Origin of the sequence: Nocardioides alkalitolerans (genome assembly GCA_038184435.1) — a bacterium.
Lineage (GTDB): Bacteria > Actinomycetota > Actinomycetes > Propionibacteriales > Nocardioidaceae > Nocardioides > Nocardioides alkalitolerans_A.
The window spans coordinates 1425960-1445368 of record CP116227.1 but is presented as its reverse complement, the minus strand read 5'-3'; the positions used below and the strand labels follow the sequence as shown (position 1 = coordinate 1445368).

General features: G+C 73.0%; 18 protein-coding genes and 1 tRNA gene. 13 read left to right on the top strand and 6 right to left on the bottom strand.

Annotated features, from left to right (window positions below; genetic code table 11):
• Positions 1-2: 2 nt before the first annotated feature.
• A complete protein-coding gene (locus PIR53_06960) occupies positions 3-983 on the top strand; it encodes a LacI family DNA-binding transcriptional regulator (protein WZH53727.1) in 981 nt (326 codons plus the stop codon).
• Positions 980-1279 carry a muconolactone Delta-isomerase family protein gene (locus tag PIR53_06955; GenBank protein ID WZH53726.1) on the top strand — a complete coding sequence of 100 codons (300 nt, stop codon included), beginning with the start codon at positions 980-982 and terminating at the stop codon, positions 1277-1279. The genes PIR53_06960 and PIR53_06955 overlap by 4 nt, the downstream gene beginning before the upstream one ends.
• Before the next feature lie 69 nt (positions 1280-1348).
• On the opposite strand, the gene PIR53_06950 is transcribed toward PIR53_06955, so the two are convergent.
• Positions 1349-3112 (bottom strand): BCCT family transporter, encoded by a 1764-nt coding sequence (locus PIR53_06950; GenBank protein ID WZH54415.1) that lies wholly within the window; start codon positions 3110-3112, stop codon positions 1349-1351.
• Between the two features lie 214 nt (positions 3113-3326).
• Positions 3327-3923, bottom strand: a complete 597-nt coding sequence (locus PIR53_06945; protein WZH53725.1) for a LysR family transcriptional regulator substrate-binding protein — start codon at positions 3921-3923, stop codon at positions 3327-3329.
• Between the two features lie 113 nt (positions 3924-4036).
• Here PIR53_06945 and PIR53_06940 point away from each other — a divergent pair, with 113 nt between their 5' ends.
• From PIR53_06940 to PIR53_06920, 5 genes are all read left to right on the top strand, one after another.
• Entirely contained in the window at positions 4037-4807 is a 771-nt protein-coding gene (locus PIR53_06940; GenBank protein WZH53724.1) for a hypothetical protein, read from the top strand.
• Positions 4808-4871: 64 nt separating this feature from the next.
• Complete coding sequence (locus PIR53_06935; protein WZH53723.1) at positions 4872-5507, top strand: SatD family protein; 636 nt, start codon at positions 4872-4874, stop codon at positions 5505-5507.
• Between the two features lie 62 nt (positions 5508-5569).
• Positions 5570-5654: transfer RNA gene (locus PIR53_06930), tRNA-Leu, on the top strand.
• An 85-nt stretch (positions 5655-5739) separates the two neighbouring features.
• The gene (locus PIR53_06925) at positions 5740-6504 is read left to right on the top strand and encodes an isocitrate lyase/phosphoenolpyruvate mutase family protein (GenBank protein ID WZH53722.1); all 765 of its coding nucleotides are present in this window, start codon (positions 5740-5742) and stop codon (positions 6502-6504) included.
• A 29-nt stretch (positions 6505-6533) separates the two neighbouring features.
• Complete coding sequence (locus PIR53_06920) at positions 6534-7880, top strand: M20/M25/M40 family metallo-hydrolase (GenBank protein WZH53721.1); 1347 nt, start codon at positions 6534-6536, stop codon at positions 7878-7880.
• Between the two features lie 27 nt (positions 7881-7907).
• Here PIR53_06920 and PIR53_06915 read toward each other — a convergent pair whose 3' ends face one another.
• Both PIR53_06915 and PIR53_06910 read right to left on the bottom strand, forming a co-directional pair.
• Positions 7908-8132, bottom strand: coding sequence for a DUF5703 family protein (locus PIR53_06915; protein ID WZH53720.1), 225 nt, complete (start codon positions 8130-8132; stop codon positions 7908-7910).
• A gap of 23 nt (positions 8133-8155) precedes the next feature.
• A complete protein-coding gene (locus PIR53_06910) occupies positions 8156-9160 on the bottom strand; it encodes an aldo/keto reductase (GenBank protein ID WZH53719.1) in 1005 nt (334 codons plus the stop codon).
• 103 nt (positions 9161-9263) lie between these two features.
• Here PIR53_06910 and PIR53_06905 point away from each other — a divergent pair, with 103 nt between their 5' ends.
• Positions 9264-10091 carry an undecaprenyl-diphosphate phosphatase gene (locus PIR53_06905; GenBank protein ID WZH53718.1) on the top strand — a complete coding sequence of 276 codons (828 nt, stop codon included), beginning with the start codon at positions 9264-9266 and terminating at the stop codon, positions 10089-10091.
• A 34-nt stretch (positions 10092-10125) separates the two neighbouring features.
• Here the strand turns inward: PIR53_06905 and PIR53_06900 are convergent, their stop codons facing one another.
• Positions 10126-11103 carry a magnesium and cobalt transport protein CorA gene (locus PIR53_06900; GenBank protein WZH53717.1) on the bottom strand — a complete coding sequence of 326 codons (978 nt, stop codon included), beginning with the start codon at positions 11101-11103 and terminating at the stop codon, positions 10126-10128.
• Between the two features lie 62 nt (positions 11104-11165).
• Here PIR53_06900 and PIR53_06895 point away from each other — a divergent pair, with 62 nt between their 5' ends.
• From PIR53_06895 to mshC, 4 genes are read left to right on the top strand one after another with little or no spacing between them, the layout of a single operon-like run.
• Positions 11166-11894, top strand: a complete 729-nt coding sequence (locus tag PIR53_06895; GenBank protein ID WZH53716.1) for an MSMEG_4193 family putative phosphomutase — start codon at positions 11166-11168, stop codon at positions 11892-11894.
• A 10-nt stretch (positions 11895-11904) separates the two neighbouring features.
• Positions 11905-12483 carry a DUF3090 family protein gene (locus PIR53_06890; protein WZH53715.1) on the top strand — a complete coding sequence of 193 codons (579 nt, stop codon included), beginning with the start codon at positions 11905-11907 and terminating at the stop codon, positions 12481-12483.
• The gene (locus PIR53_06885; GenBank protein WZH53714.1) at positions 12480-13247 is read left to right on the top strand and encodes an SCO1664 family protein; all 768 of its coding nucleotides are present in this window, start codon (positions 12480-12482) and stop codon (positions 13245-13247) included. Before PIR53_06890 ends, PIR53_06885 begins: the two co-directional genes overlap by 4 nt.
• A gap of 26 nt (positions 13248-13273) precedes the next feature.
• Positions 13274-14512 (top strand): cysteine--1-D-myo-inosityl 2-amino-2-deoxy-alpha-D-glucopyranoside ligase, encoded by a 1239-nt coding sequence (gene mshC, locus PIR53_06880; protein WZH53713.1) that lies wholly within the window; start codon positions 13274-13276, stop codon positions 14510-14512.
• Positions 14513-14690: 178 nt separating this feature from the next.
• Here the strand turns inward: mshC and PIR53_06875 are convergent, their stop codons facing one another.
• The gene (locus tag PIR53_06875; protein WZH53712.1) at positions 14691-15539 is read right to left on the bottom strand and encodes a PAC2 family protein; all 849 of its coding nucleotides are present in this window, start codon (positions 15537-15539) and stop codon (positions 14691-14693) included.
• Positions 15540-15671: 132 nt separating this feature from the next.
• Here PIR53_06875 and metH point away from each other — a divergent pair, with 132 nt between their 5' ends.
• Positions 15672-19409 carry a methionine synthase gene (gene metH, locus PIR53_06870; protein WZH53711.1) on the top strand — a complete coding sequence of 1246 codons (3738 nt, stop codon included), beginning with the start codon at positions 15672-15674 and terminating at the stop codon, positions 19407-19409.

Sequence of the window (19409 nt, the reverse complement as noted above, 5' to 3'; positions counted from 1 at the left end):
CCATGAGCCGCCCGCAGCGTGTCACCCTGGCCGACGTCGCCCGGGCCGCAGGCGTGGACGTCTCCCTCGTGTCGCGCGTCCTGCGGGGTCACGACGTCAAGGTCCTGGACGAGACCAAGCAGCGCATCCACGACCACGCCCGCGAGCTGGGCTACCGACCCAACGCGATCGCGCGGAGCCTGCGGTCCGCCAAGGCCGGTGCCTTCGGGCTCGTCATCCCCAACTTCAGCAACCCCGTCTACGCGCAGATCATCGCCGGGGCAGAGAGCGCCGCGGCCCGCCACGGCTCCGTGATGATGACGTCGAGCGGGGAGGGATGGGACCGCAAGGCCTGGTACGAGGCCCTGGACTCGGGCCGGGTCGACGGTCTCCTCGTCGCCGGCGGGTCGGCGGTGGATCTCACGAGCCTGCGTGTGCCCTACCTGCTCGTCAACCGCAGCGTGCCCGGGGTCGAGCGGCACCTGGTGCTCGACGACGAGCGAGCAGCGGGGGAGGCCGCCCGGCACCTGCTCGGGCTCGGGCACCGCCACCTGGCGTTCGTCGGGGGGCCCGTCGACGCCGACACGGCCGCCCGGCGGTGGGCGGGGTTCCGCGTGGCTGTCGAGGCGACGCCGGGCGCGTCGGCCCTGCTCCTGCCCGGGGACTACACGGCGACCGGGGGGCGGGCCGCGGCGGCGTCGCTCGTGGGCAGCCCGGTCACCGGCGTGGTCGCGGCGAACCTGCCCTCGGGCATCGGTGCGCTCGAGGGGCTGCGCGACGCCGGGGTCACGGTGCCGGCGCAGGTCTCCGTCGTCGCCGTGCACGACGCGGAGATCGCGGAGTACGTCCTGCCGCGACTGACCACGGTGCGGATGCCGCTGCAGGAGCTCGGCGCCCGTGCCATCGAGCTGCTGACGACCCTCAGCCCCCAGGAACCCGTCGCCGAGGTCGTCGACGCGCCGATCGAGCTCGTCGTGCGGGACTCGACGGCGCCGGCGCCGTGAGCAGCGCACCCGTCGAGTTCCTCGTCAGGATGGAGGTCACCGGCGTCGCGGACCTCGACCCCGGTGAGCTGGACCGGCTCCGCGCCGCGGAGGCCCTCCGGGCTGCTGAGCTGGCGGCGACGGGCACGCTGCTCCGGGTGTGGAGACCGGCCGGCGGCGGATGGCGCAACGTGGGCCTCTGGACGGCCGGGGACGAGGGCGAGCTCCGAGCCACCCTGGCGACCCTGCCGTTCGCGCCCTACCTGCGCATCGAGGTCGAACCGTTGGAGACCCATCCCAACGACCCGGGCCGCTGACCTCCTGAGTACGACGAGGGCCCGGCCGCCCCACGGCGACCGGGCCCTCGTCGTACGGGGGGTGCGGGATCAGTCCTTCGGTGGCTTCGGGGCTCCGGCGACGCCGGTGCTGCCGGGGGCGGCCTGCACGGACGACGGCTGCGCCTGCGCCGGGCCGTTGGCGATGTAGTCGCCCACGCCCGCGCCGGGCTCCGTGGACTCGACGCTGATGACGAAGTCGTCGCCGTGCTCGGTGACGCCCGCCATCACGGCCTGCTCGACGGCCTGCGCGGCGTAGACCTTCCGGACCACGACGGGGTCCGAGCGGAGGTCGCGCACCAGGGCGACGCAGAGACCGATCATGACGAGCACGAACGGCACGGACGCCGCGATGGTGATGTTCTGCAGGCCCGTGAGGGCGTCGCTCCCGCCGACGATGAGCATGACCGCCGCCACGGCGCCGGTGGCGGCGCCCCAGAAGATGACGGTGAAGCGGCGCGGCTCGGACGCGCCGCGCTCCGAGAGCGTGCCCATGACGATCGAGGCCGCGTCGGCGCCCGAGACGAAGAAGATGGCGACGAGCACCATCACGACGACGCTGGTGACGGTGGCGAACGGGAAGTTGTCGAGCACCGTGAAGAGCTGGTCCTCGATGCCGGCCGCCCCGGCGATGTCGCGTCCCGCCTCCTCTAGGTGGATGGCGGCCCCGCCGAAGATGGCGAACCAGACGAGGCTCACCGCGGTCGGCACGAGCAGCACGCCGGCGACGAACTGGCGGATCGTGCGACCGCGCGAGATGCGCGCGATGAAGAGGCCGACGAACGGGGTCCAGGAGAGCCACCAGGCCCAGTAGAAGACGGTCCAGCCGGAGAGCCACTCGGCCGTCGTCTGCTCCGTGCCGTCGGGCAGCACGGTGGTCGCCTGGTCGGACGGCACGCGCGCGGCCATCTCGCCGAGGTCGCCCGCGTAGGTGGCCAGCATGCTCGGCAGCATGTCGAGGATGAAGACGGTCGGGCCGGCGACGAAGACGAAGACAGCGAGCCCGATCGCGAGCACCATGTTGATGTTGGCGAGCCACTGGATGCCCCGCGCGATGCCCGAGATCGCGGAGGCGATGAACGCCGCCGTCAGGCCCGCGATGATGGCGACGAGCACGCCGTTGCCGATCTCGCCGATGCCCGCGACGATCTGGAGGCCGCTGCTGATCTGGAGCGCGCCCAGGCCGAGGGAGGCGGCGGAGCCGAAGAGGGTGGCGAAGATGGCCAGGATGTCGATGACGCGGCCGGCCGGCCCGTGGGCGTGGCGACCGAGCAGCGGCTCGAACGCCGCGCTGACGAGCTGCAGGCGGCCCTTGCGGTAGACGCCGTAGGCCACCGCGAGGCCGAGCACGGCGTAGATGGCCCACGGGTGCAGGCCCCAGTGGAAGATCGTGGTCGCCAGTGCCGTCTTCTGGGCCTCCTCGCCGCCGGTCCCCGGGGGCGCGGTGGCGAAGTGGGAGACCGGCTCGCCCACGCCGTAGAACATGAGGCCGATGCCCATGCCGGCGCTGAACATCATGGCGATCCACGACGTCGTCGAGAACTCCGGCTGCTCGTCGTCGCGGCCCAGGGGGATCGAGCCGAACCGGCTCAGTGCGAGCCACAGGACGAAGACGACGAAGCCGCTCGAGGAGACGACGAACAGCCAGCCCAGGTTGTCGATGATCCAGCCGAGGGCCGTGGTGGACGTGTCGCGCAGGCTGTCGGTGCTCGCGAAGCCCCAGACGAGGAACGCGATGGCGATGACGGCCGTGACGCCGAAGACGACCGGGTCGAGCGTGGACGTCGGGGGCCGGCTCTCGACGGGTGGGGGCACGTCGAGGGCGGGGTGGCCGCCCGTGTCGGTGGGGGTCGACGAGTCCTCGACCGGGGCGTCGAACGCCTCGGGGGTCTCGTCGGGATGCGCGTCGACGGGGTGCTTCGGGTCGAGTGCGGTCACGTGTTCCTCTCGGTTCGGGTGCCGTGCCGGCCGTGGGAGGACCGACACGCAACCGTCCGACCCTGCCGCAGGTTGGTTGTGTCCTGCAACTTCAGCCGCGGCTGCTGCGGGCCGTGCGACCCCGCGTGATGCCCACCATCTCCTGGGTCGCTTCGTCGTCGCGTTCTGCGAGCCACACCAGCGCGACGGTGGTCGGGGGCAGGTCGACGACCGGCCGGTGGACGGCGTCCTTGCGGTGCAGCACCCGCGCCACGGACTCGGGGAGCACGGCCACGCCCGCGCCGCTGGCGGCCACCTCGACCGCCTCGCGGTCCGTCATCGCGGGCCAGTCGAGGCGGTCGGCACGCGCCACCTCGGTCCACCCGGGCACCCGGGCGGGGTCGGTGACGAGCTGCTCGTCGGCCAGGTCGGCGAGCTCGACCTGGTCGACGGCGGACACGACGTGCTCGCGGTCGACGACGACGACCTGCGCCTCGTCGTACAGGCGCACGACGAGCAGGCCCGTCGTGTCGACGGGGAGGCGCGCGAGGCACATGTCGACCGTGCCGTCGCGCACCACGCGCTCCTGGTCGGCCTGCTCGACGGGGACGAGCTCGAGGCGGTCCTTCGGGTGGCGCTCGCGCCACCGCGCCGCCCACTTGTCGGGGGTGGCTCCGGTGACGAACGCGAGGCGGAAGGTGGTGGGCACGGGGCCAGCACATCACGTCCCCACCCCGCCGCCGCGCCGGCCCGGGCGTGGCCCAGGACTGTCGGTGGCGTACGGCAGGGTGGACCCCGGCGGATCTCGGGAGGGGTGGGAACGTGGCCGGTGTCGCGTGGTGGTTGCTCGTGCTGGGTCTCTGCGACCTCTTCCGCGCCGACGGGGACGTCACCAGTCGCCTGCGTCGGCGGGTCCTGACCGTGGTCGGCGTCGTCGCCGTGGTGGGCGCGGCCCTCCTGTCCGACCCCACGGGTCGCGGCTGGTGGGGCTGGGTCCTCGCCGCCGCGGCCGTCGCCGTGTGGATCCCCGCGTCGTCCGCCGGCCTCGCGCGCGGCCAGGTCCAACCGCCTGGCCAGCCGCTCCTCCACGGGCGGTGGCGGTTCGCGGCGGCGTACGGCGCGTTCGGCACCGGCATCGCGGCGACCGTGGTCTGCGGACCGGCGATGGGGGCGCCGGTCTTCGTGGACGACGTCGTCGACGCCAGCGTGCTCGGCCGGTTCGACGGCGACGCGCTCCTCGTCGTCCTCGCCGTGGCGGTGGCGCAGCTCGCGACCGCCAACATCCTGGTGCGGCTGCTGCTCGACCTGGTGGGCGTCCCGGCGCACGACAACGAGAAGCAGCTGCGGGGCGGCCGGGTCCTTGGTCCGATGGAGCGGCTCCTGGTGGTGGGTCTCGGCGGCGCCGGCAGCCTGACGGGCGCCTCCCTCGTGGTCGCGGCCAAGGCGCTGCTGCGCTTCCCCGAGCTGCGCGCGCCCCGGGACGGTGCGTCGGGCTTCGGCGGTCCGAGCGACGTGACGGAGTACTTCCTGGTCGGCAGCCTGGCGAGCTGGTCGGTGGCGCTCGCGGGCGTCGGTCTCATCGCGCTGGCCTGACCCGTTGGGGCACGACATCAGCGATATGCTTCATTTCGACGAAATGAAGGTATATGCTTCAGTGATGACGGTCTACGCCCTGATCGGTGACCTCGTCGGGTCTCGACGATCCGACGACCGCGGCGCCGTGCAGGCCGCCCTGGCGGACGCGCTGGCCGAGGCCGACCGGCGGGTCCCGTCGCTCGACGGCCTCCACCCGACGGTAGGGGACGAGTTCCAGGGGGTCTACCCGTCCCTGGGGGCGGCCCTGCGTGCCACGCTCGTCGTGCGCCTGCTGCTGCGCCCCGTGGTCGACACGCGATACGGCCTCGGCCACGGCGAGCGGGCGGTGCTCGACGCGAGCCGCACCCCGCCCCTCGAGGACGGCTCCGCTTGGTGGAGCGCACGCGCGGCCATCGACGAGCTCGGCCGCCCGGCGACCCGACGGCGGCGCACCTGGTTCGTCGCGGCCGAGGGCACCACGCCGCCCTGCCCGCCCGACGTCGTCAACGCGTTGCTGCTCTGCCGCGACGCCCTCGTCGACCGTGTCGGCCCGACCGCCCACCCGATGCTCCTGGCGGGGCTCGACGGGTCCTCGCAGCGGGACGTGGCGGCCGCCGTCGGGGTGAGTGCGTCGGCCGTGTCGCAGCAGTACGCGCGTGGTCTCGGCGCGATCCGCGACGCGCAGGCGCTGCTCGACGAGGCCCTGGGCGGCGGGTGAACGGACGCCGACCCCCGATGCGGTCGTTCCGGCCGACCCCTGCTACTGTTTCACCCGCACTCGTCCGGGTGGCGGAATTGGCAGACGCGCTAGCTTGAGGTGCTAGTGCCCTTATTGGGCATGGGGGTTCAAGTCCCCCCTCGGACACCGATCGGCCCCGAGTCCCTGCAGGTCAGGGACCCGGGGCCGTAGTGCTTTCCACGCCGTGCGGAGGTGCGGCATGCTCGCTCCCATGAGCCTCGCCGACACCGCCCGCACCCTCCTCGACCTCCACCGGGCGCCCGATCTGCTGACGGTCGTCAACGTCTGGGACTCGATCTCGGCGAAGGTCGTCACCGACCTCCCCGGCACGACGGCGCTGGCCACGGCGAGCCACTCGATCGCTGCCTCGCGCGGCTACGAGGACGGCGAGAACATCCCCGTCGAGGAGATGCTCGAGGAGGTCCGCCGGATCGTGGCGGCGACGACGCTGCCCGTGTCGGCCGACCTGGAGGGCGGGTACGGCGACGCGGCCGACACCGTCCGCCGCGCCATCGGGGTCGGGGTCGTCGGGGCCAACATCGAGGACCAGCTCCGTCCCGTCGCGGAGGCCGCCGCGCAGGTCGAGGCCATCATGCGGGCGGCCGCGGCCGAGGGCGTCCCGGACTTCGTGCTCAATGCCCGCACCGACGCGTTCGTGAAGGGTGCCGACGACCCGCTGCAGGTGGCGCTTGAGCGGGGCCGTGCCTACCTCGACGCCGGCGCGCCGGTCGTGTTCGTCCCCGGACGTCTCGACGAGGAGCAGGTCGCCACCCTGGTCGACGCCTTCGGGCCCCAGCGCCTCACCCTCATCGGGCTGCCGGGCACGCCGTCGCTCGCGCGGCTGCAGGAGCTGGGGGTGGCCCGGGTGTCCTACGGACCGATGTCCCAGCGGGTCGCCCTCACGGCACTGGCCGAGCTCGTCGAGTCCGTGCAGGCGGGGGGCGGGGTTCCCGACTCCGTGCGTGCCCTCAACTGACCCCACCGCCTCTTTGCCAGGATGGCCCCATGAGCGAGGACACGAGCACTCCGGGAGCCGACGCCGCACGCGGGGACGGGCCGTCCTACGACCCCGCCGCCGAGGTCGTCGAGCTGTGCCGCGACCTGATCCGCATCGACACCTCGAACTACGGCGACGACTCGGGGCCGGGGGAGCGGAAGGCGGCCGAGCACGTCGCTGCCCTGCTGGACGAGGTCGGCATCGAGTCGCGGCTCTACGAGGGCGCACCGGGGCGCACCAACGTCATCGCCCGCTGGGGCGGCACCGAGGGCGACCCCCTCCTCGTGCACGGCCACCTCGACGTGGTGCCCGCCGCCGCCGAGGACTGGCAGGTGCACCCGTTCTCCGGAGAGGTCCAGGACGGGTACGTCTGGGGCCGGGGCGCCGTCGACATGAAGGACTTCGACGCGATGCTGCTGTCGGTCGTGCGCGCCCGCACCCGCGCGGGCGTCATGCCGAAGCGACCCGTGGTGCTGTGCTTCACGGCGGACGAGGAGGCCGGCGGCCACCAGGGCGCCGAGGTGCTCGTCGAGGACCACCCGGACGAGCTCGCGGACTGCACCGAGGCGATCGGTGAGGTCGGCGGCTTCAGCGCCACGGTCCGCGGGCGTCGCGTCTACCTCATCGAGGCCGCCGAGAAGGGGATGGCGTGGATGCGCCTCACGGCCCGGGGCCGTGCCGGCCACGGCTCCATGGTGAACACCGAGAACGCCGTCACCGACCTCGCCGCCGCGGTCGCGCGGATCGGCGCCCACGAGTGGCCGGTGCGCCTGACCCCGACCATGGAGGTGCTCCTCGCGACCATCGGCGAGCTGGCGGGCACGCCGGCCACCCCCGAGAACGCGCCGGCCCTCGTCGAGGAGTTCGGCGGCGCGGCGCGCATGCTCGGCAACGTCATCCGCAACTCGACCAACCCGACGATGCTCCAGGCGGGCTACAAGGTCAACGTCGTCCCCACCGAGGCGACCGCCCACGTGGACGGTCGGTTCCTGCCCGGCTTCGAGGACGAGTTCTTCGCCACGCTCGCCGAGCTGACGGGCGAGAACGTGGAGATCGACTTCGTCTCGCACCAGCAGCCGTGGGAGACGCCGTACGACGGGCACCTCGTCGACGCCATGACCCGCAGCCTCCTGGCCGAGGACCCGGGGGCGCTCGTCGCGCCGTACCTCATGAGTGGCGGCACCGACGCCAAGCACTTCCGCAAGCTGGGGATGCGCTCCTACGGGTTCGCGCCGCTGCGGCTGCCCGCCGACCTCGACTTCACCGCGCTGTTCCACGGCGTGGACGAGCGGGTGCCCGTCGACGCGCTGCAGTTCGGCGCGCGGGTGTTCGACCGGTTCCTGGGCGACGCCTGACGGTCGGCCTGACGGCCGGCCGGCCGCTCAGCTGGCCCAGAGCGTCGGGCGCTGGCGGATGATCTTGCGGCGCACGATGACGCGGCGCACGCCGTCGTTGCCGATGCGCAGCCGGTCGAGCTCCCAGCCGCCGTGCTCGGCCATCTCGACGAGGGCCTGGCGCACGGCGTTGCGCGACAGGTGCCGGGAGAGCACGACGTCGCGGAACTCCCACTCGACGCCGCGGGACAGGGCGGTGCGGGTCCTGCTCATCGGATGGTCACCTCCGGGGCGGGTCAGTCGACCGCCGAGACGTCGTCCAACGCGTCGGCGATCTCGATCGGGAGGGCCTTCTCCTCGACGCTGAGGAGGGCCCGGAGCTGTGCGGCCGTCCGCGCCCCGACCACGGGTGCGGCGACGCCCGGGCGGTCGCGCACCCAGGCCAACGCCACCTCGGCCGGAGTCCATCCCAGGCCGTCGGCGGCCTTCACCACGGACTCGACGATGCCGTGCGAGCGCTCGTCGAGGTAGGGCTCGACGAAGGAGCCGAGGTGGGAGGTGGCGGCGCGCGAGTCGGACGGCGTGCCGGTGCGGTACTTCCCCGTGAGCACCCCCCGGCCCAGGGGCGACCAGGTGAGGGCGCCCATCCCGAGCGCCCCGGCGGCCGGGAGCACCTCGAGCTCGACGTTGCGGTTGAGCAACGAGTACTCGACCTGCGTCGACACCAGCGGCGCCCGCCCCGGGACCGCGCGCTGCCAGGTCGCGGCCTGCGCGGTCTGCCAGCCGGTGTAGTTGGAGACCCCGACGTAGCGCGCCCGGCCGGTCGCCACGACGTGGTCCAGCGTCGCCAACGTCTCCTCGAGCGGGGTGGCGTCGGACCACACGTGCACCTGCAGCAGGTCGACGTGGTCGGTGCCGAGGCGCCGCAGCGAGCCGTCGAGCGAGGCGAGGATCGAGCGGCGCGACGTGTCCCGGGCGGCACCGCGGGTCCCGGACCCGCCGGACGTTCCGGTCGCCCCGCCACCGGGTCGGCCGGGGGCGCGCCGCTGGCCGAGCCCGGCCTTCGTGGCCAGCACGACGTCCTCGCGGGCGACCACGTCGCCCAGCAGGCTGCCGATCAGCTGCTCGGAGACCCCGTCGCCGTACGCCGCGGCGGTGTCGAGCAGCGTGCCGCCGGCGCCGACGAACGCGACGAGCTGGTCGCGCGCCTCGTGCTCGTCGGTGTCGCGCCCCCACGTCATGGTGCCGAGCCCGAGGCGCGAGACCCGCAGGCCGCTGGCCCCGACCGATCGCTGCTGCATGCGGGTCAACCTAGCGGCCGGCCCCGGACGTGTCGCACATCGCGCGGGCGTGGCGGGCCGTCCTGGCGCCCGGCACGGTGGCGGTGGCCTATTGTCGGCGCCCGTGTGGGACTACCTCCAAGCCGTCGTGCTCGGCGTGATCCAGGGCCTCACGGAGTTCCTCCCGATCTCCTCGAGCGCCCACCTCCGCATCTTCCCCGAGCTGGTCGGGTGGGAGGACCCGGGCGCGGCGTTCACCGCCGTCTGCCAGATCGGCACGGAGGTCGCGGTGCTCCTCTACTTCCGCAAGGACATCTGGCGGATCGCCTCGGCGTGGCTCCGCTCGCTGGTCAAGCCGGAGCTCCGCGGCAGCCTCGACGCGCGGATGGGCTGGTTCATCATCGCCGGGTCGCTGCCCATCGTGCTGCTGGGCCTGCTGTTCGAGGACGCGATCGACAGCGCGCTGCGCAGCCTGTGGGTGGTCGCCTCGACCCTCGTGGTGATGGGCATCGTGCTCGGCCTGGCCGACCGGTACGGCGCGTCCTCGCGCACCCTCAAGGACCTCACCCTCCGCGACTCGCTGCTCATGGGTGTGGCGCAGGCGGCGGCGCTCGTGCCCGGCGTGTCGCGCTCGGGTGCCACGATCTCGATGGGGCGCGCCCTCGGCTACGAGCGCGCGGTGACGACGCGGTACGCCTTCCTCCTGGCCATCCCCGCCGTCGTCGGCGCCGGTGTCTACAAGCTCAAGGACGTGCCCGGCGGCGACAACCCCTACGGCTGGGGCCCGACGATCGCGGCCACCCTGGTGGCGTTCGTCGTGGGCTACGCCGTCATCGCGTGGCTGCTGCGCTACGTCTCGACCCGGTCCTACCTGCCGTTCGTGACCTACCGGGTGATCCTCGGCCTCGGCGTCATGGGGCTGCTCGGCGCGGGCGTGCTCACCGCCACCTGAGCGGCCCCCTCAGCAGCCTCGGCCGGGACCCGGCTCACAGCCAGCCGGAGCGCTTGAAGAACCACCACAGCCCGCCGGAGCACAGCACCATGAGCAGCAGCGCCATCGGGTAGCCGAACGTCCAGTGCAGCTCGGGCATGTGGGTGAAGTTCATGCCGTAGATGCCGGCCACCAGCGTCGGCCCGGCCACGAGCGCGACCCCGGCGGAGATCTTGCGCATGTCCTCGTTCTGCTGGACGGAGATGCGCGCGACCTGCGCCTCGAACGCCGCCGCCAGCAGGTTGTCGAGGCCCTCGACGATCTCCGCGACCGACGCCAGGTGGCTGGCCACGTCGCGGAAGTACGGCGCGGAGCGCTCCGGCACGCCCGGCACGTCGCCGGAGGCCATGCGGCGCATCGGCTCCCGCAGGGGGAGGACGGCGCGCCGTACCTCCGCCAGCTCCCGCTTGAGCCGGTAGATCCGGGGGGAGTCGTCCGTGCGGGCGGGGGAGAAGACCGAGGTCTCCACCTCGTCGACGTCGACCTCGAGGCTCGCCGCGACGTCGCCGTAGGCGTCGACGACGTGGTCGGCGATGGCGTAGAGCACCGCCGCCGGTCCGTGCGCGAGCACGGCCGGACGGTCCTCGAGCCCGGCACGGACCGCGCGCACGTCGCAGCCCTCGCCGTGGCGCACGTGGACGACGAAGCCGGGGCCGAGGAAGATCCCGATCTCGCCCGTCTCGACGTCGTCGGAGGCGTCGACGTACCAGAGCGTCTTGAGCACGCAGTAGAGCTGGTCGCCGTAGCGCTCCAGCTTCGGCCGCTGGTGGGCGTGCACGGCGTCCTCGACCGCGAGGTGGTGCAGCCCGAAGTGCTGCGCCACGGAGTCCATCTCGGCCGCGGTGGGCTCGAACAGCCCGACCCAGACGACGTCGCCGTCGCGGCGCGCGGCCAGCACGCCCGCCAGGTCGTGGGACGCGCAGCCCGGGTCGATCCGGCGCCCGTCGCGGTAGAGCGCGTTGTCGACGATCACGGGTGCAACATAGACGCCGCCGGGGCGCCGGCGGCGGCGGCGCCACGCCGTACGCTCGGCCCATGGCCACCGTGATCCTGCAGCGCCACGGGCGCACCACCGCCAACGCCGGCGGTGTGCTCGCCGGACGCCTCCCCGGCGTCCGCCTCGACGAGACCGGTCAGGGCCAGGCCCGCGACGCCGCGGCCCGTCTCAGCGCGGTACCGCTCGTCGCGATCGCCTCCAGCCCGCAGGAGCGGTGCGCCGAGACCGCGGCGTACGTCGTCGAGGCCTTCGCCGCGGGCGGCCGGGCGCTGACGGTGGAGACGGAGGACCGCCTCGCGGAGTGCGACTACGGCGACTGGCAGGGACGGCTGCTCAAGGACCTGGCGGGCGAGGACCTGTGGAAGGTCGTGCAGCGACAGCCGTCGGCGGCCGCGTTCCCCGGCGGCGAGTCGCTGCGCACGATGCAGCGGCGGGCGGTCGACGCCGTGCGCGAGCGTGACGCGGCCGTCGAGGCGCAGCACGGGGAGAACGCGGTGTGGCTGGCCGTCACGCACGGGGACATCGTCAAGGCCGTCCTGGCGGACGCCCTCGGGATGCACCTCGACCTGTTCCAGCGGCTGCACGCCGACCCCGCCTCGCTCACGATCATCCGGTACGGCGACACCCGTCCCGTCGTGCTGCAGGCGAACTCCCACGCCGGCGACCTGTCGTGGCTCGACCGTCCCCCGGCGGTCGGCGACGTCGGGGGTGGCGCCGGCCCGGGCGGCCCGGCCGCCCCGGCGGGTCCGGCTACGGCCACGTCCTAGGCTGTCGACCATGCCTCCCGTCGTGCACCGCTTCGACCCGCCCGACCGCTTCGTCGTGGGGACCGTCGGCGAGCCCGGGTCGCGGGCGTTCTTCCTCCAGGCCCGCTCGGGCGCGCGCCTCGTCTCGGTCGGCGTCGAGAAGCAGCAGGTGATCGCGCTCGCCGAGCGCGTCGACGAGCTGCTCGACGAGGTCATGGAGACCGAGCAGCACTCCGACCTCGTGCCCGCGATCGCGCCCGTCGACCTGCGCGACGACGCGCCGCTCGAGCAGCCCATCGAGGAGGAGTTCCGCGCCGGCACCATGACGCTGTCGTGGGACCCCTCCGACGACCGCGTGGTCGTCGAGGTCTTCCCGTTCACCGAGGAGGCCGTGATCTCCCCGGGACAGCCCGAGGAGGAGATCGACGAGCCGGAGCCCGAGGAGATCTTCCTCGTGCGCATGCCCGCGGGGGTCGCGCGGGCGTTCGTGCACCGCGCGCTGGCCGTCGTCGAGGCGGGTCGTCCCGCCTGCCCGTTCTGCGCGCAGCCCATCGATCCCGACGGTCACCTCTGCGTGCGCGCCAACGGCTTCCGTCGGCGGGATCCGTGACGGACCCCGCCGCGTTCGCCCGGGGTGAGCTCACCCTGCGCGGGCGCGTCATGCCGGCCTCCAACGCGACCTTCGTCGGCGACGTCGACGGTGTCGAGGTCGTCTACAAGCCGATCCGCGGCGAGCGGCCGCTGTGGGACTTCCCCGACGAGAGCCTCGCGGGCCGCGAGGTGGCGGCCTACGAGCTGTCGGTGGCGACGGGGTGGGACGTCGTGCCCCCGACGATCCTGCGCGAGGGTCCCCACGGGCCCGGCATGGTGCAGCTCTGGCAGCACACCGACCCCGAGCAGTCGGCGGTCGACATCGTGCCCGCCGGCGAGGTGCCGTCGGGCTGGTGCCACGTCTTCGACGGGCTCGACGCCCAGGACCAGCCCGTGGCGCTCGTCCACGAGGACTCCACCGCGCTGCGCCGCATGGCCGTCTTCGACGTGGTCGCCAACAACGCCGACCGCAAGGGCGGGCACGTCCTGGAGATGGCCTCGGGACACCGGTACGGCGTCGACCACGGCCTCACGTTCCACACCGAGCCCAAGCTGCGCACGGTGCTGTGGGGCTGGGCGGGCCGCGGGCTCGCCGCGGACGAGGTCGCCGTGCTCGAGCGCCTCGTGGTCGAGCTCGCCGGCGCGCTGGGCGACCGGCTGGCGGAGCTCGTCACCGACGAGGAGGTCGGGGCGACGGCCGACCGCTGCCGCGCCCTCCTGGCAGCCGGGGAGCTCCCGGTGCCGTCGGGGGAGTGGCCCGCCATCCCCTGGCCGCCGTTCTGACGTGACGGTTGGCTAGGCTCGCTCCCATGCGCGCCTGGTCCGCCCCCGACGTCCCCTCCCTCCCCGTCCGGGGCCCGCAGGTGTCGCTCCACGACAGCGCCACCGGCCGCCTCGTGCCGACCGACCCGCAGGGTGCGGCCCGGCTCTACGTCTGCGGCATCACGCCGTACGACGCGACCCACATGGGCCACGCGGCGACGTACGTCGCGTTCGACCTCCTGGTCCGCGCCTGGCGCAACGCCGGGCACGACGTGACCTACGTGCAGAACGTCACCGACGTCGACGACCCGCTGCTGGAGCGCGCCGCGAAGGTGGGCACGGACTGGGTGACGATCGCCGAGCGGGAGACCCAGCTGTTCCGCGACGACATGGAGTCGCTCCGGGTGCTCCCGCCGGCGCACTACGTCGGCGCGGTCGAGTCGATCCCGTGGGTCATCGAGCTGGTCGAGCGCCTGGCCGAGACGGGCGCGATCTACCACGTCGACGACGACCTCTACTTCTCCGTCGCGGCCGACCCGACCTTCGGCTCCGTGTCCGGCGCCGACCGGGAGACGATGCGGGCCATCTTCGGCGAGCGCGGTGGCGACCCGGAGCGTCCCGGCAAGCGGGACCCGCTCGACTGCCTGGTGTGGATGGCCGAGCGTCCGGGCGAGCCGTCCTGGGAGAGCCCCTTCGGCCGGGGCCGCCCCGGCTGGCACATCGAGTGCACCGCGATCGCCCTCAAGCACCTCGGCGCGGCCTTCGACGTGCAGGGCGGCGGCAGCGACCTCGTCTTCCCCCACCACGAGATGTGCGCCGCCGAGGCCCAGGCCGCCGTGCCCGACCACCGCTTCGCGAAGGCCTACGTGCACGCCGGGATGGTGGCCTACGACGGCGAGAAGATGTCGAAGTCGAAGGGCAACCTCGTCTTCGTCTCGCAGCTGCGCTTCTCCGAGGTCGACTCGATGGCGATCCGCCTCGTGCTGCTCGGCCAGCACTACCGCTCCGACTGGGAGTGGACCGACGAGCTCCTGTGGTCGGCCGGCGAGCGCCTCAACCTGCTGCGCAAGGCCGTCTCGCTGGGCGCCGGCGCCCCGTCGGGCCCGGTCGTCGAGCAGGTGCTCACGGCCCTCGCGGACGACCTCGACGCCCCGACGGCCCTCGCGTCCGTGCAGGCGTGGGCCGAGGCCACCCTGGGCTCGACCGGCCTGGCCGACACGTCCGACCCGGACGCCGGCCGCGTCGTACGCGAGCTCGTCGACGCCGCCCTCGGCCTGCAGCTCTGACCCGGCCCCGGCCCGCTCGTCCTCCACAGGTGGGTCTGGGAGGGAGCGGTCGGTTCCCCGGTCAGCCGGGGAACCAACCACTTAGACCATCAAATTTGATGGTCTAAGTGGCGTGTTCCCCGGTCAGCCGGGGAACCGACCAGCCCGACCGGCCCGCCCACCGTCCCCAGGCGGGGGCTCAGGCGTCGTCGTCGCGGCGCTTGAGGTACCGCTCGAACTCGCGCGCGATGGCCTCGCCGCTCGCCTCGGGCAGGTCGGCGGTGTCGCGGCTCTCCTCGAGCGCGCGCACGTAGTCCGCGATCTCCTCGTCCTCCTCGGCCAGCTCGTCGACGCCGCGCTCCCAGGCACGGGAGTCCTCGGGCAGGTCGCCAAGCGGGATGGAGACGCCGAGGAGGTCCTCGAGGTGGCCGATGAGGGCGAGGGTCGCCTTCGGGCACGGGGGCTGCGCGACGTAGTGCGGGACCGCGGCCCAGTAGGACACCGACGGCACGTCGAGGCGCTGGCACGCGTCCTGGATGACCCCGACGATCCCCGTCGGCCCCTCGTAGGTCGACTCGTCGAGCTTGAGCCGGTCCGCCAGGTCGGGCTCGGACGCCGAGCCGGTGACGGGGATGGGGCGGGTGTGGGGCGAGTCGGCGAGGAGGGCGCCGAGGGTGATGACCATCGTGCCGCCGAGCTCGTCGCAGGCGGCGAGCAGCTCGCCGCAGAACTGGCGCCACCGCATGTTGGGCTCGATGCCGCGCACGAGGATCACGTCGCGGTCGAAGCCCGGGGGCGAGGCGACGGCGATCCGGGTGGTGGGCCAGGTGAGCTGCCGCATCCCGTTCTCGTCCGTGCCCACGACCGGACGGTTGACCTGGAAGTCGTAGAAGTCCTCGGGGTCCAGGGCCCCGACCACGCGGGCGCTCCAGACGTCCATCAAGTGGTCGACCACGCCGCTCGCGGCATCGGCGGCGTCGTTCCAGCCCTCGAAGGCCGCGATCACCACCGGGTCGACCAGACCCTCCACGTCGTCGAACTCGATCACCGCTCCAGCCTAGTCCGCGCTCCCGGGGCCGCGGATCGGGTACCGCCGAGGGGTGCGCGCGGATTTCGGTCGCGTCGCGCCGAGTGTCACGATCTGACACAGGTGTCCGCGAACCGGACAGCGAGGAGGAAGGTGGACCACGTGCCGGACCGTCAGCACCGCCCCGACAGCACCGCCGAGCTCACGCGCGCCCTGCGGGAGCGCATCCTCGTCATCGACGGAGCCATGGGTACGGCGATCCAGCGCGACCGTCCCGACGAGGCGGGCTACCGGGGCGAGCGCTTCGCCGACTGGCCCAGCGACCTCGTCGGCAACAACGACCTGCTGACGCTGACGCAGCCGGACATCATCGAGGGCATCCACCGGGAGTACCTCGAGGCCGGCGCCGACATCATCGAGACCAACACGTTCAACGCGAACGCGATCTCGTTGTCCGACTACGGGATGCAGGAGCTCGCCTACGAGCTCAACCTGGAGTCGGCGCGGCTCGCCCGCGCTGCCGCCGACGCGTGCGCGACGCCCGACCGCCCGCGCTACGTCGCCGGCGCGCTCGGCCCGACCACGCGGACCGCGTCGATCAGCCCCGACGTCAACGACCCCGGTGCGCGCAACGTCACGTGGGACGAGCTGGTCGCGGCGTACACGACCGCCACGCACGGTCTGCTCGACGGCGGCTCCGACATCATCATCATCGAGACCATCTTCGACACGCTGAACGCGAAGGCGGCGATCTTCGCGGTCGAGACGGTCTTCGAGGAGCTCGGCCGTCGGTGGCCCGTCATCATCTCCGGCACCATCACCGACGCCTCGGGGCGCACGCTGTCCGGGCAGACCACCGAGGCGTTCTGGTACTCGGTCAAGCACGCCCAGCCCCTCCTCGTGGGGCTCAACTGCGCCCTCGGCGCGAAGGAGATGCGGCCGTTCCTCGCCGATCTCTCGCGGGTGGCGGGCACCTTCGTCTCGGCGTACCCGAACGCCGGCCTGCCCAACGCCTTCGGCGAGTACGACGAGGCCGCCGAGGAGACCGCCGCCATCGTCGCGGAGTTCGCGGAGGCGGGCCTCGTCAACCTGGTCGGCGGTTGCTGCGGCACGACCCCGGCCCACATCGGCGCGATCGCGCGCGCGGTCGCCGGCAGCACCCCGCGCGAGGTGCCGACGCCGCGCCCCGCGCTGCGGCTCTCCGGCCTCGAGCCCCTCGTGGTCGACGAGGACAGCCTCTTCGTCAACGTGGGCGAGCGCACCAACGTCACGGGCTCGGCGCGGTTCAAGAAGCTCATCAAGGACGGCGACTACGACACCGCGCTGTCCGTGGCCGCCCAGCAGGTCGAGAGCGGCGCCCAGGTCGTCGACGTGAACATGGACGAGGGCATGCTCGACGGCGTCGCGGCGATGGACCGCTTCCTCAAGCTCGTCGCCTCCGAGCCCGACATCAGCCGGGTGCCCCTCATGGTCGACTCGTCGAAGTGGGAGGTCATCGAGGCGGGGCTCAAGTGCGTGCAGGGCCGCGCGATCGTCAACTCGATCTCCATGAAGGAGGGCGAGGAGGCGTTCCGCCACCACGCGCGCCTGGTCCGTCGCTACGGTGCGGCCGCCGTCGTCATGGCCTTCGACGAGGACGGCCAGGCCGACACCCTCGAGCGGCGCAAGGAGATCTGCTCGCGGGCCTACCGGATCCTCGTCGACGAGGTCGGCTTCGACCCCGACGACATCATCTTCGACCCCAACGTCTTCGCCGTCGCCACGGGCATCGAGGAGCACGCGACCTACGGCGTCGACTTCATCGAGGCCGTCCGCTGGATCCGCGAGAACCTGCCCGGCGCCCACGTCTCCGGTGGCATCTCCAACGTCTCCTTCTCGTTCCGAGGCAACAACCCCGTGCGCGAGGCCATCCACGCGGTCTTCCTGTTCCACGCGATCCGCGCCGGCCTCGACATGGGCATCGTCAACGCCGGCGCGCTGGTGGTCTACGACCAGGTCGACGAGCGGCTCCGCGAGCGCATCGAGGACGTCGTGCTCAACCGGCGGCCGGACGCCACCGAGCGCCTGCTGGAGATCGCCGAGGAGTACCGCGGCTCCGGCGAGGTCGCCGAGGCGGCCGTCGACGAGTGGCGCTCGCTCCCGGTCGGGGAGCGGATCACGCACGCCCTGGTGAAGGGCATCGACGCCCACGTCGAGGCCGACACCGAGGAGCTGCGCCAGCTCATCGCCGATCGTGGCGGCCGCCCGATCGAGGTCATCGAGGGCCCGCTGATGGACGGCATGAACGTCGTCGGCGACCTCTTCGGCGCGGGCAAGATGTTCCTCCCGCAGGTGGTGAAGAGCGCCCGCGTCATGAAGAAGGCGGTGGCCTACCTCATCCCCTTCATCGAGGAGGAGAAGGCCAACGACCCCGCCCTGGCGGCGACCAAGGACACCAACGGCACGATCGTGATGGCCACCGTCAAGGGCGACGTCCACGACATCGGCAAGAACATCGTCGGCGTGGTGCTGGCCTGCAACAACTACGAGGTCATCGACCTCGGCGTCATGGTGCCGGCCCAGAAGATCCTCGACGCGGCGAAGGAGCACCAGGCCGACATCATCGGCCTGTCGGGGCTCATCACGCCGAGCCTCGACGAGATGGTCGGCTTCGCGGCCGAGATGCAGCGCCAGGGCCTCGACATCCCGCTGCTCATCGGCGGCGCGACGACCTCGCGCGCCCACACCGCCGTCAAGGTCGACCCGCGCTACGACGGTCCCGTCGTCTGGGTCAAGGACGCCTCCCGGTCCGTGCCGGTCGCGGCCGCACTGCTGCACCCGACCGGTCGGGACAAGCTGCTCGGCGAGGTCAAGACCGACTACGACGCGCTGCGCACCCGTCACGCCGGCAAGCAGGAGCGCAAGCTGCTGCCGCTGGAGGACGCACGCGCCCGCCGTACGCCGCTGGACTGGTCGTCGTTCACCCCCGTCGCCCCGGCGCGGCCGGGCGTCCACGTGCTCGAGGACTACCCGATCGCCGAGCTGGTCGAGTTCATCGACTGGCAGCCGTTCTTCAACGCCTGGGAGATGAAGGGGCGCTTCCCCGACATCCTCAACAACCCGGCGAGCAGCGAGGCCGCGCGCCGGCTCTGGGACGACGCCCAGGCGATGCTCGGGCGGATCATCGAGGAGAAGTGGCTGACCGCCCGCGGCGTGCTGGGCTTCTTCCCGGCGGCCGGACGCGGCGACGACACGGTGCTGTTCACCGACGAGACCCGCACGACCGAGCTCGCGGTGCTGCACCACCTGCGCCAGCAGGGCGAGCACCGCGAGGGCGTGCCCAACCGGTCGCTGGCCGACTTCGTCGCGCCCGAGGGGACGGGGCTGCCCGACCACGTCGGTGCGTTCGCCGTCACGGCCGGCATCGGGCTCGAGGAGCGCGTCAAGGCCTACAAGGACGACCTCGACGACTACAACGCGATCCTCATCGAGGCGTTGGCCGACCGGCTCGCGGAGGCCTTCGCCGAGCGGCTCCACCAGCGGGTGCGCACCGAGTACTGGGGCCACGTCGACGACGAGCAGCTCACCAACGAGGACCTCATCGCGGAGCGCTACTCGGGCATCCGCCCGGCGCCCGGCTACCCGGCGTGCCCCGAGCACACCGAGAAGCTGACGCTCTGGGAGCTCCTCGACGTCGAGGCCACGACCGGGATCACGCTCACCGAGTCGATGGCCATGTGGCCCGGCGCCGCGGTGTCGGGGTGGTACTTCGCGCACCCCGAGTCGCAGTACTTCGTCGTCGGCCGCGTCGGCCGCGACCAGGTCGAGGACTACGCCGCGCGCAAGGGCTGGAGCATCCCCGAGGCCGAGCGCTGGCTGTCGGCCAACCTCGGCTACGACCCGGAGGACTGA

Excerpts from the sequence above, each read along its gene's own strand:
- PIR53_06960 (WZH53727.1), top strand. The coding sequence starts at position 3 with ATGAGCCGCCCGCAGCGTGTCACCCTGGCCGACGTCGCCCGGGCCGCA.
- PIR53_06890 (WZH53715.1), top strand. The coding sequence starts at position 11,905 with ATGCCTCCCGTCGTGCACCGCTTCGACCCGCCCGACCGCTTCGTCGTG.
- PIR53_06910 (WZH53719.1), bottom strand. The coding sequence starts at position 9,160 with ATGCAGCAGCGATCGGTCGGGGCCAGCGGCCTGCGGGTCTCGCGCCTC.
- PIR53_06920 (WZH53721.1), top strand. The coding sequence starts at position 6,534 with ATGAGCGAGGACACGAGCACTCCGGGAGCCGACGCCGCACGCGGGGAC.
- PIR53_06925 (WZH53722.1), top strand. The coding sequence starts at position 5,740 with ATGAGCCTCGCCGACACCGCCCGCACCCTCCTCGACCTCCACCGGGCG.
- PIR53_06895 (WZH53716.1), top strand. The coding sequence starts at position 11,166 with ATGGCCACCGTGATCCTGCAGCGCCACGGGCGCACCACCGCCAACGCC.
- PIR53_06915 (WZH53720.1), bottom strand. The coding sequence starts at position 8,132 with ATGAGCAGGACCCGCACCGCCCTGTCCCGCGGCGTCGAGTGGGAGTTC.
- mshC (WZH53713.1), top strand. The coding sequence starts at position 13,274 with ATGCGCGCCTGGTCCGCCCCCGACGTCCCCTCCCTCCCCGTCCGGGGC.
- PIR53_06935 (WZH53723.1), top strand. The coding sequence starts at position 4,872 with ATGACGGTCTACGCCCTGATCGGTGACCTCGTCGGGTCTCGACGATCC.